The organism is Velocimicrobium porci (assembly GCF_009696045.1).
Classification (GTDB): domain Bacteria; phylum Bacillota; class Clostridia; order Lachnospirales; family Lachnospiraceae; genus Velocimicrobium; species Velocimicrobium porci.
Genome location: NZ_VUMT01000009.1, coordinates 34,612 through 55,415, shown reverse-complemented (window position 1 = coordinate 55,415; position 20,804 = coordinate 34,612). Strand labels below are relative to the sequence as shown.

17 protein-coding genes are annotated in these 20,804 nt (G+C 32.5%); all 17 read right to left on the bottom strand.

The annotated features are described in order from the left end of the window. Nucleotides 1-30 precede the first annotated feature (30 nt). Nucleotides 31-1,383, bottom strand: a complete 1,353-nt coding sequence (locus FYJ58_RS07530) for an aldehyde dehydrogenase family protein (RefSeq protein ID WP_154519129.1) — start codon at nt 1,381-1,383, stop codon at nt 31-33. Nucleotides 1,384-1,480: 97 nt separating this feature from the next. Continuing rightward, nucleotides 1,481-1,795 carry a BMC domain-containing protein gene (locus FYJ58_RS07525; RefSeq protein WP_205839199.1) on the bottom strand — a complete coding sequence of 105 codons (315 nt, stop codon included), beginning with the start codon at nt 1,793-1,795 and terminating at the stop codon, nt 1,481-1,483. A gap of 32 nt (nt 1,796-1,827) precedes the next feature. Then, nucleotides 1,828-2,124 (bottom strand): BMC domain-containing protein, encoded by a 297-nt coding sequence (locus FYJ58_RS07520; protein ID WP_328597814.1) that lies wholly within the window; start codon nt 2,122-2,124, stop codon nt 1,828-1,830. 204 nt (nt 2,125-2,328) lie between these two features. Next, complete coding sequence (locus FYJ58_RS07515; RefSeq protein ID WP_154519127.1) at nt 2,329-2,811, bottom strand: low molecular weight protein-tyrosine-phosphatase; 483 nt, start codon at nt 2,809-2,811, stop codon at nt 2,329-2,331. Nucleotides 2,812-2,988: 177 nt separating this feature from the next. Next, a complete protein-coding gene (locus FYJ58_RS07510; protein ID WP_154519126.1) occupies nt 2,989-4,209 on the bottom strand; it encodes a site-specific integrase in 1,221 nt (406 codons plus the stop codon). A 109-nt stretch (nt 4,210-4,318) separates the two neighbouring features. Further along, entirely contained in the window at nt 4,319-4,585 is a 267-nt protein-coding gene (locus FYJ58_RS07505) for an excisionase (RefSeq protein WP_154519125.1), read from the bottom strand. A gap of 66 nt (nt 4,586-4,651) precedes the next feature. Beyond that, nucleotides 4,652-5,155 (bottom strand): hypothetical protein, encoded by a 504-nt coding sequence (locus FYJ58_RS07500; RefSeq protein ID WP_154519124.1) that lies wholly within the window; start codon nt 5,153-5,155, stop codon nt 4,652-4,654. Between the two features lies 1 nt (nt 5,156). Then, nucleotides 5,157-5,480: a hypothetical protein gene (locus tag FYJ58_RS07495; protein ID WP_154519123.1), complete on the bottom strand. Its 324-nt coding sequence runs from the start codon at nt 5,478-5,480 to the stop codon at nt 5,157-5,159. A gap of 42 nt (nt 5,481-5,522) precedes the next feature. Beyond that, complete coding sequence (locus tag FYJ58_RS07490) at nt 5,523-5,768, bottom strand: hypothetical protein (protein WP_154519122.1); 246 nt, start codon at nt 5,766-5,768, stop codon at nt 5,523-5,525. Nucleotides 5,769-5,817: 49 nt separating this feature from the next. Further along, nucleotides 5,818-13,098, bottom strand: coding sequence for a phage tail tape measure protein (locus tag FYJ58_RS07485; RefSeq protein ID WP_154519121.1), 7,281 nt, complete (start codon nt 13,096-13,098; stop codon nt 5,818-5,820). A gap of 287 nt (nt 13,099-13,385) precedes the next feature. Then, nucleotides 13,386-13,577, bottom strand: coding sequence for a hypothetical protein (locus FYJ58_RS07480; RefSeq protein WP_154519120.1), 192 nt, complete (start codon nt 13,575-13,577; stop codon nt 13,386-13,388). A 440-nt stretch (nt 13,578-14,017) separates the two neighbouring features. After that, a complete protein-coding gene (locus FYJ58_RS07475; RefSeq protein ID WP_154519119.1) occupies nt 14,018-14,209 on the bottom strand; it encodes a hypothetical protein in 192 nt (63 codons plus the stop codon). A 121-nt stretch (nt 14,210-14,330) separates the two neighbouring features. After that, the gene (locus tag FYJ58_RS07470) at nt 14,331-15,539 is read right to left on the bottom strand and encodes a hypothetical protein (RefSeq protein ID WP_154519118.1); all 1,209 of its coding nucleotides are present in this window, start codon (nt 15,537-15,539) and stop codon (nt 14,331-14,333) included. Nucleotides 15,540-15,569: 30 nt separating this feature from the next. Then, nucleotides 15,570-17,510, bottom strand: a complete 1,941-nt coding sequence (locus tag FYJ58_RS07465) for a hypothetical protein (RefSeq protein ID WP_154519117.1) — start codon at nt 17,508-17,510, stop codon at nt 15,570-15,572. 302 nt (nt 17,511-17,812) lie between these two features. Next, complete coding sequence (locus FYJ58_RS07460; protein WP_154519116.1) at nt 17,813-18,517, bottom strand: hypothetical protein; 705 nt, start codon at nt 18,515-18,517, stop codon at nt 17,813-17,815. A gap of 23 nt (nt 18,518-18,540) precedes the next feature. Continuing rightward, nucleotides 18,541-19,479, bottom strand: coding sequence for a hypothetical protein (locus tag FYJ58_RS07455; protein WP_154519115.1), 939 nt, complete (start codon nt 19,477-19,479; stop codon nt 18,541-18,543). A 14-nt stretch (nt 19,480-19,493) separates the two neighbouring features. Next, nucleotides 19,494-20,720 (bottom strand): ATP-dependent Clp protease ATP-binding subunit ClpX, encoded by a 1,227-nt coding sequence (clpX, locus tag FYJ58_RS07450; protein ID WP_154519114.1) that lies wholly within the window; start codon nt 20,718-20,720, stop codon nt 19,494-19,496. Nucleotides 20,721-20,804 lie beyond the last annotated feature (84 nt).

The following is a 20,804-nucleotide window of genomic DNA, read 5'->3' as shown; positions in this document are numbered from 1 at the left end:
TTACCTCACAATCCTTTTTATTTTTATCGCTTATCTTACTCCATAGGAAACTTTCCTAATATAAATTAAGTTTAAAGGCGATATATTATCTGTATTCATTCCGTAAGCATATACACCTCCAAGCAATGTCATTGATGGAAACAAATTCGTTGTTGCTCCCATGCCTCCAAGTGTGGCAGGTGTATTTACAAGAATTCGGTCAACTGGTTTTTTCAGTGAAAACTGTTCGATTACTTCTTCATCTTTTGAATGAATGGTAAGTGTATGACCTCTTTTTTCACCTAATAATAGTTCGATACATTTTTCACAAGCTTCTCTCCAATTTTTCTCCACATAAAAAGAAATAATCGGGCAAAGCAGTGTTTGATTAAATACTTTTTCCTGACTTACATAACCATTTCTCACAATCAATAGCTTCGTATACTCCGGCACAAAAAATCCTGCCATTTTAGCAAGTACTTTTGCTGTTTTCCCTACAATTTCCGGATTTTTTAATCCATTTTCCAATGTAAGTATTTTTAAAAGTTTTGTTCTTTCTTCATCATTCATAAAGTAAGCACCTTGCCGCTCTAACTCCTTTACAGTTAAAGATTCGATACAGCCATCAACAACAATCGCCTGTTCTGCTGCCATTACTACTCCATTATCAAACGTCTTACTCGTAATAATATCTCTTACTGCTTTTTCAATATCGGCAGTCCGTTCAATAAATACCGGACCATTCCCGGCACCACTATATAATACTGGCTTTCCACAGCGATAAGCTGCTTCTTTTAAATCAGGAACACCGGTTATCATAATTAAGTCAACCAATTTATGTTCCATCAATGCCTTTGCGCCCTCAAAAGAAGTCGTATGCAGATAAGAAATACTTCCCTCTGGAATTCCATGCTTTCTTGCCGTAGACCTTATAAGTTCGGCTACCCGCATCGTTACATTTTTTGCCCTTGGATGAGGAGAAATGATGATTGCATTTCCCGATTTTATTGCTAAAAGTACTTTATAAATTGTAGTTGATACAGGACTTGTTGCAGGCGGAAATGCAGCAATTACACCTAACGGAACACCAATATCCTTTGTCTTCTTTTGCAAATCTTCACTTATCACACCAACGCATTTCATGTCCTTTAACTTCTTTGGAAGATATTCACATACAAAACGATTTTTCAAATATTTGTCTTCGACATTTCCATATTCTGTTTCCTCACATGATGTAACCGCCAACTCTCTTGCATATTTACCAAGCTCTTCTGACACGCGGTCTACAATAACATCAAGCTGTTTCTGTGAAAATTTTGCAAGTTCTTTTTGTGCCCTAACTGCCTCCTCAACTAAAATCCTAGACTCCTGGATAGACAAAAGATCATTGTCAATTATATTCATCTCTATCCCCCTGTCCTCCTAAACTAAAATTTTGCAACTTGAGTATTCTTGATTTATATTTTTATTTTAAAAATATTTCCTAAAACAGCTTCCGTTTTTACACTGTTTCATTCTCGCCCAGTAAGGCATCTAAAGAATAAAGTGCTGTAATTTTCGACAAATCACGATGTGGACTAGGAATTACAACATGACTGTAAAGTCCATCTTCACCTAACTTCTTTACTGCTGCTACACCCGCTTCTACTGCTGCCTTGCAGGCACCAACATCGCCTCGAACAAGAACTGATATATAACCAGAAGCGGTATTCTCATAGCCAACTAAATCAACATCTGCTGCCTTAATCATCGCATCCGCTGCCTCAAGTACATATACCAGACCAAATGTTTCTATTAAGCCTAATGCTTCACTCATTCCCATTTGTTCTATCCCTTTCTCATTTCATTCTACTTATCAATATCATGCACCGACACAATATCACCTACACCTTTTATTGGTCGTGGCATTACATTATGTGCAGTTAATTTTCCAATCTGAGCTGCTGCTTTGGCTCCCGCCTCTACTGCTGCTTCTACTGCTGCCACATCTCCTTTTACCATAAGAGTTACAAGTGTAGAACCGATATTTTCGTATGAAACCAAAGTCACATCTGCTGCCTTTAACATATGATCAAGTGCATAGAGTGCCGGAACCATTCCTAATGTTTCTACCAGTCCCAATGCCTCTTCTCCATAATATCTCACTGTATATCCTCCTTTCCCTCCGATTTTTATTATTTATGTATTTATTTCTTTACTTTCTTGATAGATTAATCTTAACATTTTCTTGTACATATACATTGAATATTCGTTATAAAAAAATAGCATTATTGTGCTTAACAAAATTTTGTTCTTGCACAAAAATGCTATTGTTGTAAAATATTGTGGTAAAATTTAGAGATATTAATATTATATAAAGATTTCACCTTTTTCTTTTAAATAGTTTAAAAATGCTTTACAACCAATTGTAATATCTTGGTAAGTTGCGTTAAAATCACGTGTATACCATGGGTCCGCAACTTCTGCTCCTATACCGGCATACTCAAGCATCATCTTAATTTTATCTCCTCTTTTATGTCCTGTCATACGCTCTATATTTTTAATATTCATTCTGTCCATACCGATAAGATAGTCATAATAATCATAATCTGATGCTTGCAGCTGGACAGCTCTTTTGCCCCCGCAGCTTATTCCATGCTTTTCTAATTCCGCTTTCGCAGGTGGATAAACCGGATTACCCACGCCATTCCATATTTCTTCTGTACTGGTGGCAGCAGATGCAATTTCAAACTGATCTGCAATGCCATATTTTTTTACCATATCTTTTAAAACAAATTCTGCCATCGGGGATCTACAGATGTTGCCGTGGCAGATAAATAATATTTTTATCATATATATTAAACCTCCTGAAATGCTTGATTTTACTATATTTTCGGCACTTTCAACAGTTTTGTTGTATTTCTGTGATAGTGTGTTTGTACACCTTTTTTAGCATAATTTGGAATAACTTTGCATAACTTTTTCATCAAATGGGCTAAATTCTGTCCTAAATTCAAATATTTTAGCCCACTACCCATTACATACCTTTTTCGCTTCTTTTAATGACAATTCTTTTATTTCTTCTAAGGCATCATCAAACTGTAAATGTGTGTATGTATTGAGCGTGACACCTATATCACTATGCCCCATGATATACTGTAATGTTTTAGGATTCATACCAGCTTTAGCCATTTTACTACAGAAAGTGTGACGGCATACATGAGGTGTAATACAAGGCATCTGTATCTTATAGATACTGTTGTACTTCTCTCTGATATGCTGAAAGTATTTCTCCCAATGTAAAGCCACCATAGGCATTTCATTTTTGTCTAAACATAAAAATCCAACATAACCATCAATCATAGGCTCTACTTTAGGTTTCTTCCTATTTTCGATGATTCTTTTGAAACATTCTGCTACATCATCTTTCATCGGAACATATCTCGCACCCTTTTCTGTCTTAGGTGTTTCAATGACATATTCCATGTTGCGTTTTCTCTGTAATTGATGATCGACTTTGATTCTATGATTTTCAAACTCTATATCTGATATTGTCAATCCTACAAATTCAGAAATACGCAGTCCAGTATTAAACAGAATATAAATAGCATCGTAATATTGACAAAAATGCTTGTCCTCTTTGATAAACTTCAAGAAATCTCTTTCCTGTTTCCTTGTAATAGCTTCTCTGGTAACACTATCATTCACTACTACTGTTGCTAATTGGAACTCAAACGGATTTTTATGTATCAAATCATCATCTACTGCTAATTGGAATGCCGGTCTTACTACACCTCTGATAGAATGAATAGAGCTATATCCTCTCCCATCATCTTGCAATTTTATCAACCACGCTTTTGCATCTGACAATTTAATTGTATCAATTCGTTTTGCTCCAAATTCTTCCTTTTTGATGACATTGATAACAAAATTGTAGTTGGCTTTTGTGTTATGTTTTACACCTCTTTTTTGATTGATGTATTTTTGTACCAACTCCAATACTGTCATGTTTCCACCATTCGGAGAAACACTGTCATCTAATGATTTTTGAATGTTTTTTTCTTTTTCTCTTAGGGAAATATCTCTACGCTTGCCTTTTGGATATGGGTCTGATTCTGTCAATCTCCAACTGTAAACAGACTTTCTATTTCCAAATGCATCATTATACTTATAACGGTATCTCCCCTCTTTGTCTTGGCTCTCACCAGTTAATAACTTACGGTTTTTATTGTCTCTTCTTATTTCTGACAATAGTTATCTCTCCTTTCATCATAGAGAGCCTCAGTATGATAAGTAATAATATACCATACTTCACCCTCAAAATCCATTGAAATTCCTTGTATATTCAACAAATCAGCTACTATATAGCTGTTAGTTTTTCATTTACAAACTGTTCAAATAATGTGCGTTTAATGCGTGGTCTTGAACCATTCCACAGTATAAAGTCAGCATCCTCATTCTCATCTATGAGTTTTCTAATCTTCTTATCACTAAATCCAAAATATTCAGATGCCTCTTGTACTGAAAAAGTAAACTTATTCCACCATGGCATCTGTAAATGTTCATGCTTTGTTTCTGTAATCTCTTTCAGTTCTGTATTTTCTATATAAATCACGCTCCATCTCATAAAAATTTTTTCTAAAATAAAAAGGTACTACCAGATAACCAAGTAGCACCTAAACTTTCATATCCATTATTCAATTAAATTATTAGATGAAAGATGTATTATTTCCCCAAATCCTTCTTGACTAATATCTAAATCAAAATCAGATTTTCTTATGCTGCTGATTCTTCCAATGTTAGTTTTTATAACGTTACCATTTTTAGTAAACCATTTGTAAGTTATTTCAATAATATCATCGTTACAATAATCTTTACCCATATAATTCAAAATATCTTTATATTTTAAGTCAAAATAATAAATATCTTTCTTTAATTCTTCGTTGTATTTATGCAGTTTTGTAAAAATAGTACCATCTTGTAAAATAATTTTTTTTATATGTAAAGTACTTATATATTCAATGTTTTTGCTATATTGTTTAGAATTATCTTTAATAAAACTTACACTATACCCATTACCTACTTCCATCTTAACATTATTTACGATAGTACCATCGTTTTTTTCAATTGTAATATTTTGGTCAATATTTTCTATAATTTTGTTATTAATAACTGCTACTCGTCTTATATATGCCATTTTATTTATCTCCTTTGCTTCTCTTAAAATACTGTATGCCAATGTAGTACCCATTTACTTTGTAAATAGTCCATGCACCATCTTTAATCTTTGGTGTGTTCTTATCTTTTAATATATCAATCAATTCCGCAAATGCTTTTACGACCATAGCTGAACATTCTTTTGCTTTCTCCATAAGAATGTATGTTGTCTTTTCTACTTCATCAATATCAATACCGCACATTTCCTTTAAAGGGATTATAATACTGCGCTGATTATTGATTGTATAGATAGCACAAGCCATAAGCTTTTGAAGATTTACCGTTGTAGAAAAAATGACTTGCATAAACCCTCATGAGATAAATTCCTTTCAATCACAAAAAATGTTTTATAATTTGTTTTTATATTTTCGCATATGTTTAAGTTCTCCCAATAATTGTTTATACTCTTTCTTATATTGATTTAATTCTTTTATGACTTCGCGATATTGATAAATCGTCTCTTTTAATATTTTACATAAATCTGCATTTTTAGAAGAAGAGTATAATTCTATTTTTTCATATAATTGCTCGTTTTCTTCTCGTAGTTGTTTATTTTCATATTCCAATAATTCAATTTTTCGTTTTAATCTCATTTAAAAACCCCTTTTTTAAAAACGGAGACGAATAATAGCCTCCGTTTTTTTAATGAATTTTATTGACCGAGTAAATGTTTCCATCAGACAATTCTGATAAAGCGACTTTTTGAATTGCTTTTTGAACCTTATTGTTATTTTGCAATTCTGAAATAAAGCTCTTTGTATCTATCACATTAGGCATATTGCCAATATTGATTTCTACGGTATTAGATATATTCCCTTGCTTTGATATAGGAGTGAGAGATGGAAGTGGGAGATGAATAAATTTATCCATCATTTGTACCGCTTGTGGCAATTCTTTTGTGAATGCTTCAGTTAGAATGGTTTCTCCTGGCTTAATGGTAACGATACCATCATCGCCATTCCCTTTTATTACCTTATTTATTTCCGCAATTCCACCATTTGCAAATCCAGCTCCTTTTAAAGCCTTTAATATTTGGTCTTTTTGTTTATAATTACCAACAATAGATTTTTCGGTGATTCCCTTTAACCCTAAAAGTTTTGCCAAATCTAGCATGTTCTGTTTCGATAAATAAGTACCATATTTTTTATGTACGTACTTGTTTAATTCAGACATATTTTCTGTTTTTTTACCGTTAGCAGTGCTTAATAATTGGTCAATTTTTGTAGCATTCTTAGAAGGTTTTATATTTTCTACTTTTTTCTCTTCTTTTGTCACATTAGAAACTGTTGATTGGGCAAGTTCTTCTTGCTTTTTAATTAATTCTTCTAATGCTTGTTTTTGCAACTTAATTTGCTCTAAAACAGAAGAAGTAGCAGAAGTAAAAGTATTAGAATAAGTAGAAACTGCATTTCCAGCAGTCTTCCATGAATTTGAAATAGTAGTGGAAACAGTATAACCAACATTTTTTGCTGTTTGAGAAACTGTTTTGCTGACAATAGATGTTTCTTTGTTGACCATTGTAATTGTATCATTAAACACCTTTTCGGAATCTTCTAAATATTTATTGCGAGAATCCGTAAAATCTTCAAGAGATTTATCTAAAGCCTTTTTTTGTTCATCAATCGAATGATTGTATTCCGCTTCATTTAAATCGTCTTGTGCCTTTGCCAATTCTGCCTTCAGTTCACGCAATTTCTTTTTATTTTCATCAGAATCATCACCAGAAAGAGCATTGATTTGTTTTTGAATTTTTGCGATATTTTTATTCTTTTCCGCAATAGATTTTTGATAATTATGTAAATCTTTTTCAGCATCTAAAGCTTCTTTTTTCTTTGAAATTAAATCTGACATAGACTTAATTTCTGCTTGAATTCCTTGGTCAACTAAATCTATAATTGCTTTCTTTTCTGATTCAGCGGATAAAATACTATCTTGTTGAAGTTTAATAAGTTCGTTTCTACGTTCTAAATCATCTTTATTTGTTGTATCTGTCGGTATCTTTGCAATTTCAGATGCCAATTCATCAGCCTTTTTCATGTATATATTATAATTCATTACATGTTGGGCTTGTGCTGTGATACCTTCATTCGTAAACGAACCATTTTTATCGACCAATTTCTTATTAGACATCAAATTAATCAGAAAATTAGATTCATTTGTGATATCATCTAACTTAGAAATCATCATGTCGAAGTTAGACCAATCCAATTGTTTAACGCTCTTGTTAAATTCTTCTTGAGCTTTTCTTGATTCATTAATACCTTTTTCGCATTCATTAATTACATCAAGTGCTTCATACCATTCATCGGAATTTACTTTAATGCGTCCTATTTTCACATCATTTTTTAATTGATTTTCTAACTCTTTTTTCTTCTTTTTCAAGGCATTTGTTTCATTTTTTTGTAATTCTTTGGAACGCTCGTAAAATGCTTTTCCAATTCCTTGTCCTTTTGCTTCAGCAAGATCAATATAACTTTGAAGTTTATCTATTTTCCCTTGAGAATGATTTATCCTTTTTTCATAATAATTTTGGATGCTGTTATATTTCTCTTGAGTTTTTTGAGTAATCGCACTCAAACTCTCTTGTTTTTGGTCTTGATAAGCTTGTCTGCCTTCTTTAATCTTATCCGTTGCAGCATTATATTTTATAATATTTTTATATAACTTACTGCTAGGATCAATAGCACTAGACAAATCTTTTAAATTGATTGTTTTGCCAGCTTTAATTGACTTACCAATTATTTTTTTATCTTTTGATGATAATTTTTTGTAAGCATTTTTAATATTCTTTTTATAGAGCTTTTGTTTCTTTTTTTCATCTTGAACACTCTGTTTAGACGCTTCTATCATTTTGTAACTTAATTGTATTTGTTGTTCAAGAAGTTTGTTCCGTTCTTTTAACCCATCCGTATTCTCTAAAACTTTGTTTAGCGATTCCATCTTATTTGATAACGATTCAACCTTATCCATTGCGTTATCCCAAACGTTATCAACAATGGATTGTGCTTTTTCATTAATAGAAGAAATTGTTTCTTGTTTATCCGCTGCTAAATTATCAGTTTCTTCTTTGATTTTATCTACGAAGGCATTATATTCAATCATATATTGATACAAAGAAGAAGTGGGTTTGACTCCCAGAGATTCAATATCAAATTTCTTTTTAGAATTTAATTTTTTTTGGATTTTTTCTTTTTTTGAAGAAGATAATTTTTTAGACCCTTTTTTGATTTTATTTCCAAGACTTTTTAGTTCTTTTGATTCAGTAGATAAAGCTTTTTCTTTCGTGGAAAGGATTTTCTGTTCTAAATCTAGTTGTTTAGCTAATAAATCATTTTTGGTTTTATAAGATTTTGCATTAGAAAGTTTCTTTTCTAATAGTTCCATTTTGTTATTAAAACGTTCTAAATCTTTTGTTGCTTTTTCCCATGTTTTATCAGCTAAATCAGATGCAAGTTTTTTTAATTCCGATTTAGACTTTACCAAATCTTGTTTTGCTTTTGCAAGAGCGTCACGTGCTTCTAAAGCTTCATTTATATTTTGATAGCGTTTTTCATTTTCAGCCATCTTTTTAGAATCAGAAGATTTCGTCCATTTGAAATTTTCAACTGTATAAGCTCCAGACTCAACCTTTTTACGGTCTGATTTACTGAGCTTTTTAAGAGCAGAATTATATGCTTTACTTCTAGCGGACTGAGCCTTGTCGTAAACTTGTATCAACTTTTCTTGAGCATCTGCAAGTTTTTTAATATATTTTATCTGATTTTTATAACTTGTCGTGTTATCAAGTTTTGCGTTCAATAAAGCAATTTTATCAGTTAAGAGAGAAATTGTTTTTTCTACCCAGTCAACAGTCTCTTTGTACTCTTGTTTAGAACCAGAACCTTTATTACCGCCTTTCCCACCTTTTTTGTTATTTGGATTATTTGGTTTAAAATTTACAGAAAGATTAGCATACTTTTGGGCTATTTGGCTGCGATACCAATCTGAATTTTCTTCGTACATTTCTTCTTTTGTTTTTTCTGCGGCTTCTTTCCCGCCCGCCATTCCAGCGAATCTAATTGCGTCCATTGCTCTTGCCGAAGAATGTGCAGCATCGGCGGTAACTCCAAATGCCAACCCCAATTGTTCTAATTGCACAATTTTGTCAGTTATTCCTAAATCGGTGTTGGAAAATATTTGTTCCTCGAACACCAAATCAAATAGAGATGCTTTTGCATTATCAGAGGCACTACTATGTTCTAACAACCCTGATATTTGTTCATAAATAGACTCTGTTGAATCTTCCGTATTTAACTTTAAATATAATTGCTGTGCTGTTAAAGCCGCAGTAACAATTTCATCCGCATTTATAACACCCATCTGTTTCAACATGGCTATAGTTGCATTTTTGGTTTCATTTGTCACATTTTTTAAAACAGACTGCATTTTTTCACTTGAATTACAGTATTCAGTAGCCAAGTCATTGAATGCTTTCTGTAATTCTTCCGTACTAGCCTTTGAATCTGTAACTTTTGCTACCCACTCATCGAATACATCCAAATCACCAAATACATTTTGAACCTTATCTAAATCACCAATAGAAAGTGCTTCCTTCTTGTTCATCAAGGTATTATAATCGTCCCCTAATGATTCAAAATCATCTGATACCTTTTTCAAGTTATCAATCATGTTATCGTCTGCTACTGCTTGAATCTGTTCTACCAGTTTTTTAATATCGCTACTAGAACTATCAGCATTAAGACCTACTTTTGCTAATAAATCTGCGTATTGTTCTGTTGATGTTAATACATCCTCGTCCAGTTCGCCAACTGTTGCCATTTTAACTAATTCTGGATATTGCTTAATAATATCTTCCAATGAATCTTTTGCATTTGACACTTTATCGGTCATAGCTTTTGTAGATTCTGTTACATCATCAATTCCATTTTCAATATTGTTAATAGAATTTGAGAATGTCGAAAAATCCTCTGCCAAATATCCTTTTAATACTTCCTGAAACTCCTGACCTGCTCCGCTTGCATCAAGAATTGATTCTTCCATCTTATGAAATTCTTCTTCTGTGCTAGGAACTCCATTTTGCCATTCGTAATTCAGTTTTAATGCGTTATACTGCTGTTCTGTGTACTTCTCTACGCTCTCTGATAAATCATTGATTGTATTGTTAATATCTTCGTAAATGTCGGAACTCATAAGAAAATCTGCGTTATCGGCAGTTGCTAATTTGTTCCTTGCTTCGATAAGTGTATTGTAGTATTCAACTACTGCATTCATATCATCTTTGTTGCTATCCCAATTAACAGGCTCCCATTCTATACCATATGTACCCATGTCCTCATATTCAGCTAAAATATCTTTAACTGCTTCTAAGGCTGCCATATGTTCTTTAACACCTGTCATTTGTTCGTTCTGCTGAATAGTAATCTGACTTCCAGACCAAGAATCATATGTTTTATCTTTTAATTCTTCCTCTGCTGCCTTTGCCCCAATCTTTGCGGTTGCATATTGGCTTTCCAATTCAGCTTTTGTTGCTTCCTTTAAAGCCTCGGTGTAATCATTTTGTCCCGCTGTCAAACCTTCTAATGCGGATGCCTTATCACCTAATGCTTTTGTAATATCAATTACTACTTGTTTAAATTGTTCTTCCTGAGAAGATGTTTTGTTTGTGATATCACTAAGATTTTCATACTTTACATATAATTCTCTTAATGAATCTGCTTTTTCTTTTGCTGATGTAGCCGCATCCATATTAGCTTGTCTAGTCTCTCTAAGTTTCTCATTGTATTCAGATACTTTAGAAGATACTGCACCAATAATCGTACTCAATGCCATAATTGAGATACCTACTGGATTGCTCATAAATGCCGTTTTTAAACTAACACCAAATCCTTTTACCGCTGCCGTAAGCGAAAAAGTGCTTGCCGTAGCTGAAACATTTGCTGTTGTCTGTGCTTTTGTGGATTGTGTTAATCCCATCTGTGCAAGTTTAGCTTGTGCCTGTGCTTTCGTTAATCCAGTTGTACGCAAAATTGCAATACGGTCTGAATCACTTAATGCCTTGCTTGCTAATACCTGTTTTAACTGTGTGTCTGATAAGCCTGCTGATACTGTTTTTAATGCCTTTAATGCGTTTGTGTACTCTGTTGTACCTCTTGCCATTGTAGACATATTCTTTACAGTATTTAATGCTGTACCAAAATTAGATGCCTGAATTGCTGATGCTTCAAATGCTGTTGACAATGTAGTGATTGCTTTTACAATACCAATCACAACAAGTCCTTTTAAAGTAGATTCCACCAAACCAAGACTATTTACGAACTGCAATGTAGCATTGCCACAATTCAATAACCCTTTGACTGTTTCTCCATCAATTACTGATTGGTATGTTTCTGTCATGCTTGACTTGAAACGATTAAGAGAAGCCTCACTTGATTCAAGATACTTGTCATACTCTCTTTGAGCCGATCCGCTTGCTTCAAGACTATGCTGATAAATTTCTTGTGCTTCACTCATATTATTAAGCGTTGCTGAAATTGCACTGGCTCTATGCTTGCCCGAAATTAGTTCAAGAAGTGCGCTTTGGTCAGTATCACTCATATCCTTATATACCTTTGAAATATCAAGGAAAATATCATAGATACTTCTAAAAGTTTCTCCATCTGCTTCAAGAATTTTTACACCACCATTACCATTGATGTTTGTTAATCCCTCAATCTTTTCGGCTAATTTTGAAGCTGATGTGTAAACACCATCTGTTTCTTCGCCCATCTGTTCAAGTTCAACTTTACATCCCCTAATACGAAGGGCTGCTGTACGAAGTCCTAATGCTAAAGCATCTGCATCCTGATACTGTCTGTTACCGGCTGCCAATAAAGCTATGAACTCATCTACACTTGTGTTTGCATCTGCAAATACTGAACCTACTGACTGTACACCTTGAGCAATTTCTGCTGTTGTGATGGAAGCTGTGTTACCAATTTCATTATATTTTGATATTAATGCATCCGCTTTATCAACAACATCTGTATATCCATCTACTGTATCATAAGCCTGAACTCCACTGATAATAGCCTTTGCAGAATCCGAAGCTGACATCTCTCCTACGTTTGCAAGAATTGTAGATTTTTCAGTAAGTTTATTACTTGTGTCCAAGTCATACCCAGACTTAGAGAACTCAGTAGCACCTTCAATCAATGATTTTTGCGTAGTTGCTAACTCTTGTGCTTTCTTATTACAACGTTCTAAGTATTCTGGATAGTCACCTCTTGATAAATCATTTTGCACTTTAATTAAATCTGTATATGCCTTATCAAGATTTAATGCTTCCGTCCAAGCCTGTCTCATTTGCCGAGTGAGTAACATCAATCCACCCGTACTTGTAAATAATTCCGTAGCACGTTTGAATGTTTTCTTGAAAGTATCTCCAAGCGTTAATCCACTCAAATTAGTTGCTTTGATTTCTGAACGCATTGCTGATAACTGCAATCTTAAATTCTGGATTTCTCTACTAGATGTTGCTAATTTTGCATTATCAAGTAATGAATTATACTTTGCCGCCATGTTAGCATCTTTGAATAACTTTGTATTCTGCTGACCAAATACCTTAATATCATTGATAAGTTTATCCTTTTTCAAGTTCATACTTACCTGAATCGGTGCTTTGTTAGCTTGTGTCTGTGCCTGCTGTGTTGCTTGCTGTACCGATGTGACGATACCTTTCTTATTAACTTTTCCTGTTAGATTTACCGTACCATTCAATGACGCTAAATCTTGTTTTAACTGTGCTCTTGTCTTAGATTTATTAAGTTTTCCAATTAGCGGAACATAAATATCTCCAAGATTTTTAGCATCTGATTTAATTTGCTTTTTACTCTGTGCTTTCTTTAGAGTAGCAACCAAATCAATCCAAAAATTGTTTTCTGCCATAACGACATTCCTCCCTATATAGTCAAGTCTCCTTTATAGTATTTTGTGTAATCAAAAAAGACAGTTCATACACTTTTGAACTATCTCTTTATTTTTCTTCATTCAATTTATAATCCTTCAACCATATGTTCGGTATTTACAAACAATCCAAACTATGATATAGTTGTTGACATATTAGTAAAATGGTGAATTGTACACTTTTTGAGTTAAAAAAACAAAACTTATACCTTATCCAATCAAATATACTCAATTTTTCTTGGAATTGTTTTTGCAGAACTGCAAAGAAATTAATGATTATCAAGATAGTTGTTGAGAGCTTCTAATGAAGAATCCCATAATTCACGCTTTCCAGTCTTAAAATTGCTCAAGATTTGTTTGGGTATACCAATTTGTTTGGCAATGTATTGCTGTTTTCCTTCTTCTAATTTTCGAATCAATTTCTGTCTCACTTCTTCCTGACTAAGTTTATTCGTAACCATTACGTTCCTCCTTCCATTCTATATTTATTTATTCATATATGAAATATTATTCAAAAAAAATCATAATCGTGCTAACATCCAGCAACAAGCTGTGGAAACCTGCTACTGGATGACCTATTTGCATTGTGGAGATGCTCATAGGATTTCTTGTTAATTGTTTTGAATATCAAACTTCATGTGTCATTAGTGGAGTCAGACACAAATGCTCCGCTGTGGAGACGGAGCGAATGACCGATATAGCTGTGACACCATATCAGCCTAAATCGAATCCGATAAATCGGAGATATATTAAACTGCAATATTGCAGATTTTTTCACGACACAGAAGTTTTTATGCAACAACCTTTTCCACAACGCTGATGCCCTTCTGTGCCTTAAATAGTACGATATCAAAACAACAGTTTTGATATTTATAATAATCTGCCGAAGCAGTTATTACCATTACATTGGTATTACGACCTGGTCTAAATATGCTTTCAATTTATCAGCATCATTTGGACACAAACATACATGTCCATTCTTGAATCTCGAAAGTACATCTGTTGTAATATTCGTATGCTTTGATATTGCTTTGGCAACAAGACCTGAAGCAATAACATCATTTAATCTTTCTCTAAGTAATTCCTGATCCATGTTACCTCCTTCAATATTTGTTTAAGAATAATTGAAAAATAATTCTCTCTTTCTAAGTATGATTTGTCAGCTTTTATTATATTTGTATCTTTTTTCCTTATTTTCCTTGCATTTTTAGAGATTATGCACAATTTTTATCTACGATTTTTGTAACTTTTTCTCTAAACTTATCATTTGCCAAAGAGTATAAATGCTGATACTCAATGTTCTTCTTAAGTATTTTTTCTCCCTCATTTGGAAATTTCAACAGTTCAATGCACAAATGTTTTTGTTTATCCAAGCTTAATTCAACAATTTGATACTCTTGTAAAACATTAAGTATCGAATCAAGATGTCTTCTATCTATTTTTACAAGCTTGCAAATGCTTGTCCTATTTAACCTGTTATTGTGACTTTGATATAATTGAATCAAATTTGTATGGCATTTTCGATATATATATAATAATACCAATAATAGCTTTCTTGACTCATTACTATATTCTACATTTGTAGGAATTTCTTTTTTTATCCAGGTAATGTCTTCTGAATAAATATCTACGGAAATTTCTTTAATTCCATCAGCTTCAAATTCAGCAATAAAGAAATTTTTCTCCCTATATTTTTTTAATTTTTCAATACTCTTCAATGCTTTTTCTCTACGCTTTTTTAATTTTTCTAGTTCTTCATCATCTATTGTATTGTTAAAATCGCCTTTACATCGTTCAATAAGCTGCTCTCCAAAGCACCCCCACAAAATAGATTTATCTTGATACTTTTTCATAAAACCTTTATCTGTATAATATATCAGAAGAAGGGTATCTATCAATTTAGGAATATCATTCTCAATTTCTATCAAATCAGCCTTTACATAATCATATAGTGCTACATATCTTTGTTCTTTTTCCATATTACCAGACATACAAAAGTCATCATCGTGATAATTTGCATTGGAAATATCCGCAAAATCCTCTTGTGCCTTATATAAACAATCCTTTATTTTCTTATATTTTTTTGTAGTTACATCAGGAGCACTTGTCAGCAAAGTGTTTACATCAAATGACTCTTGTACCTTAATTGAAGAATTTCTCTTTGCTATCTGTTCTTCCATGTGATGACAAATTTTATTCATGGTGCAATCAGAATCATCAAACAACCCTTCTTCTTCATTTCCAAGCAAAGACGAATTTGTTTTTATCTCTTTTTCAATACTACGCTTCTTCCTTTGTGACCTAAGATATTTCATAAAATATGGCTTGTTATGCTCTTTTAATAACTTTCTTATTTCTTTTGGCATTTCTGCTTCTTCACCATGTTTTGCATAATCAATAGTTATCGAACCAACAATACTCATAATTTTTATATAGTTTTGAATATCATTCGTCTATTGCATCGACCAAAGCACCGATATAGGATTGATAACATTTCCTATATTATTTTTATATCCCTTGTAATCACATTCAATAACAGTATTTATATCTCCAACATCAACTTTTTTCATATCTTTAACAGATTCACGATTATCAATTTTAATATGGTGAATTGTATTTGCAATATTTCTTTTAGCAGATTCACAAATAATTCTATTATCTGTTGTCAAAACGTGATCTCCATCATAATCAGCGGAATTGAGTTTTAGTGCTATTGTATTTCCAAATACACTAAGGATAATTCCAGTCTGCTGATATTTAAACCACTTTTCCATTATTCCACTTGTAACAACTTGTACAGGACAATGTTCATTAGCAATATGCGGAGAACGAATAATATCAATCCAAGGTGTTTCAAATAAATTATGATTCCAATAGTTTGAATACACCTCATTCCCCTTTAATAATCCTGTTACTTCTAATCCAAAGGCATGTTGCATCAAAGCATATAAATCAGGAGTCAATGTCTGATAGTTTCCACTAACAATTATCTTTCCTACATAAGCACGTTCTTTACCAGATTTAATATCTTGTTTTATTTTCTTCTGAATAAATTCATCGTTAATTAGTGAATGATTATAATATAAAGCTTGGTAATATGAAGGAAATCTACTCCAATCAATATCATCATCTTTATCTTGTTCGCTTATGATTCCACGATATTTTAAAAAGCCTTCCACACTACTACAAGCTTCCATATAACCATTAACAGTAGGCTTACATAATTCTTCAATTTCATCATCCGTATATTCTGAAGTCTGTAATGGCTGATATGCCATAACTGTTGTCTTTTTCAATTCAGAAAACTTTTCATCATAAGAAGAAATATTAAATGTTCTTCTATATCCATGTATTTCTTCTTCAAAACAATGCTTCCATGTTTCAATTGAATCATATAAATCATAAAATTTAAACTGACTTTTTGTTAAAATGCAATCTATCTTGTCATTAAATAAATCCCACTTCTTACCTTTTATATCAGTAATCGTACTTACTCCTATTTCTTTTGCAAATTCTGTTACTGGCATTGTATAAAGTTTTCCTTTTAAGCATGGAATACATCTAAATTGGAATGAAGCTGGTATATAGTCAAGATTTAATTCTTCACTCCATTGCTTTGCTTTTTCAACAGTTACAAGACCCGCTCCATCAAAGAGATTTGTATGTATTTCTTCTTCTCTATCTGTTAAAACCATAAAATCTCTTTTTATATTTCCATCTTCATCATCTGTATCGGTTTCTTGTACAATATCAACTATTGCCTTCTGATTAATTTCCTTATCATCAATTACAACAATATTTGGCATTGATACTGGAATACTGTCTGTTGCAGCTAATCCAATGTATGAGTTCCATTTTGACATATATTTATACTTTGTATTTCTATCAAGTCCACAAAGTAAAATATCCATTGCCTTATCCCATACATCAACAGATACAAGCATTGCTTTCTGTGTTCTACTGTGACTAGAAGAAACAATAATTCTTTTGTACTTAACTCCATTATATGTAACAATCATTTTTGTTTCTGTCATTTTATCTTTATAAGCAGTATATGATTTTCCCACTTTTAATGATAAAACATCAGGAATATAATCTCTCCCCTTTACAGTTTCATTCCTTTCAGAAAGATGTTTTATAATGCGAATTAGTTCTGATTCTGCTGTTAAAATCATATGTTTTCTTTCATCACGTATGATTTTATTTACTACAATCTTATCATATTTTTTCTGTCCTTCTTTATCTAATTTGCACCGATAAATCTTTTTATTGTTGTCATCTTCAACAACAGGTATAAATGTATACTTACCATTCTCATTTAACTCTGTCATTTTGACTCTGTTAATATAAACTAATGGTGCTGTCTTAGGTTTTTTATTTGTCTTCTTACTCAATAACAATTACCTCCACATATTAAATATTCAAAACAATAACTACCACACTTATATAATTCTCCATTTATATCACTATCAAGCATCATATTTTGCCCATATTCTTATTTAAATACATTCAACCGACAAAACATCATATATATTTTTCAAGTCCGTTATAAGCCCATTTACGCTGTTTTATGCACATACATAGACGATTTACCAATGATATGAAATGGTGATTTTATTGCCATTTTTACATGGAATATCCACCTTTTCACCTTAATAAATAGGACAAATGTTGTGAATATTCCACAATCACAAAATTATTTCACTACTTGTAAATTACTTCTTCTTTTTAATTTGGTTGTCTGCCCTGTTTGATTGTCTCGGATGATTCCAGTTTCTTTATTGATGGTATATGTAGGGATTCCAATATCATCACACCACTCCTCCGCTATGCTTTTACCAGTTTTGGAACGATAAATAGCACTCATAGCACAAGTAAACTCCACATAAGCCTCTCGCAAATCATCATTCTGGTAATCCCATAGCAATTCTGATATATTATCTCTACCTATCGGCTTGTCCCAATCCATCTTAGACAGAACATCCATTGTGTAGAAATAATCTTTACATTCCCATTTATGACCATCAAAGTCCTTTGTGATAGGGAATGTGATAACCAGATTTTTCAACTTGATATATCCCATTATTGTAAAAATCGCATCTATCAGATTGAAGGTTGCTTGCGATTCCTCTAATGACTGTCTATAATCTGTACCAACTCTTTCATTTTCTCTTCTTATCTCACGCACCAAATTTATATACTTGATACCGGATAAAGCAATCCTCATTAAATCTTCTTGCGGATAATCTGCAATCTCTTTTCCTTTATTTTCTGACAATGCTTTATAGATTGCATTGTGATACTGTCTTTGCCAGCAATCGTGAAGTGCAATAGTACGCATTATTCTGTTTGAGTTATCTATATCGGCATTGCCTTGAATTACTGTAAATTTATTATCCATATATACTTATTTCTCCTTTTTTACTATGCAATCTCACTTTTTATCTTAAAAAGCTTCAATAACTCCATCCCATTTTCATATGCTTCTCCATCTTCAGGACATCCTACAGCTATTAATATAGCGATATAATTGGATGTATATTTTTCTTCTGAAATATTTTTTTCTTGAAATATTTTCTCCATCATAGATAGTGCATTTGTTAATTGGTCATATAAATCTTGTTCATCACTTTTCAAATCTTTATACGCATGAGCATCAAATTCTCCGCAAAAATAATGAAATATAGCATCATCATCTTTATACTTCATTCCTGCAATATATAACATATAATGCAATACCTCATGTCGAATTGTACGCTTTGTCTCTTCAACATTATCCATACAGCAATATACATTTATAAGATTCTGTTTATCTATAATCTGCAAATTTCCTTGTGTTGTATAATCAATTTCTCCATTACGATAGTTGTAATCTGTATGAAAAATAATAGGTAGAATATCCGTTTGTACCAATCCGAAAAGAAGGAAATACTTTTCTTTTACTTCTTTTGCAAATTCTTTGGCATACTTTAAATATTCTTCGTAATATTCCCTAAACTCTGCACACCAGTTTTTATATTCTTCCAATTCACTTTTTAATTTAAGCATTTCAGACATAAGTTGTTTGCGATTTTTAATGCTACAAATTCCCTTACCTAATACTTGATTATTCCCAAATATATAATTACGCTGACAATCTGCACCATCCCAAAAAGAAACGTCTACTCGTATCGTCTTTTTATAAGGACAGTCTTTACCATAATTCTCACAACCTTGACAGTCAGAATAAGTTATATCTTCACCTGTTTTTTCGCAGAAATCTCTTATAGAATCCGTTTCCAAATCATAAAAATCGTAATCATTCTTTTTCAACGGTTCTATTATCAGATTAATCATATCAATACATTCTTGTTTTAGTGACATATAATCTCTACACCTCACGCAATCTTCTTATTTCTTGCACCATAAATAACAGCATCCGATTTCCCATCAACAACATCAGCAGTAATTACAACTTTCTTTGCATCCGTCATATCAGGAATTTCATACATAATCTTCTTCATACATTTTTCAATGATACTTCGCAATCCTCTTGCTCCGATTTCCTTTTTAATGGCTAATTCTGCAATCCTATGTAAAGCGGATTCCTCAAATTCCAACTTCACATTATTCATAGCCAATAATTCTTGATACTGCTTTATGAGTGCATTCTTTGGCTCTACAAGGATTTTAACTAAATCACCTTCAGATAATGGTTGCAACGCTGTTACAATAGGTAAACGTCCTATAAGTTCTGGCATCAGACCATATTTAACCAAATCATGTTGCTGCACATCTGATAAACCAAAACTCTTATTATCATTTATTGTCTGAATATCTGCATTGAAACCTATAGGTTTACTATCAGTCCCTTTATTTATAATCTTCTCTAATCCGTCAAATGCACCACCGCAAATAAAGAGAATATTACTTGTATCAATATTCACACACTCAGCTTGTGGATGCTTACGACCACCAGATAAAGGAACTCTTGATACTGTACCCTCAATAATCTTTAAGAGTGCCTGTTGTACTCCTTCACCGCCTACGTCACGAGTAGTAGATACGTTCTCACTTCTTCTTGAAATCTTGTCAATTTCATCAATGTAGATAATTCCTTTCTCTGCTAACTCACTATCAAATTCAGCATTTTCCAATAATCTAAGTAAAATGTTTTCTACATCTTCACCAACATAACCCGCTTCTGTCAATGCTGTCGCATCTGCAATAGCAAACGGAACACCTAAAAATTTTGCAAGGCTCTGTGCGAGATATGTCTTACCACTACCAGTAGATCCAATCATAAGAATATTTGATTTCTGAATTTCCACATCTGATTTCTTACTCTGATTGATTCGTTTATAGTGATTATAGACACTAACTGCCAAGGTCATTTTTGCATCATCCTGACCGATAACATATTGATCCAAATGTTCTTTAATCTGTCTTGGAGTTGCCAATTGAATATTATGTGTAATATGTTCCTCTTCTTCCTCATTCAATACCTCATATGCTTCATGGATACATTCATCACATACATATCCGAATCTACCTTTTACAAGCTGATTCACTTCATCTTTTACTCTTCCGCATAAGAAACATCTTTCTATCTGCTTATTTGCCATATAATATAATTTCTCCTTCTGTTTAATACTAATGGCAGAGATAAGAATAATCTTGTAATCCTCTTTACCAGTAAAACTAACTGA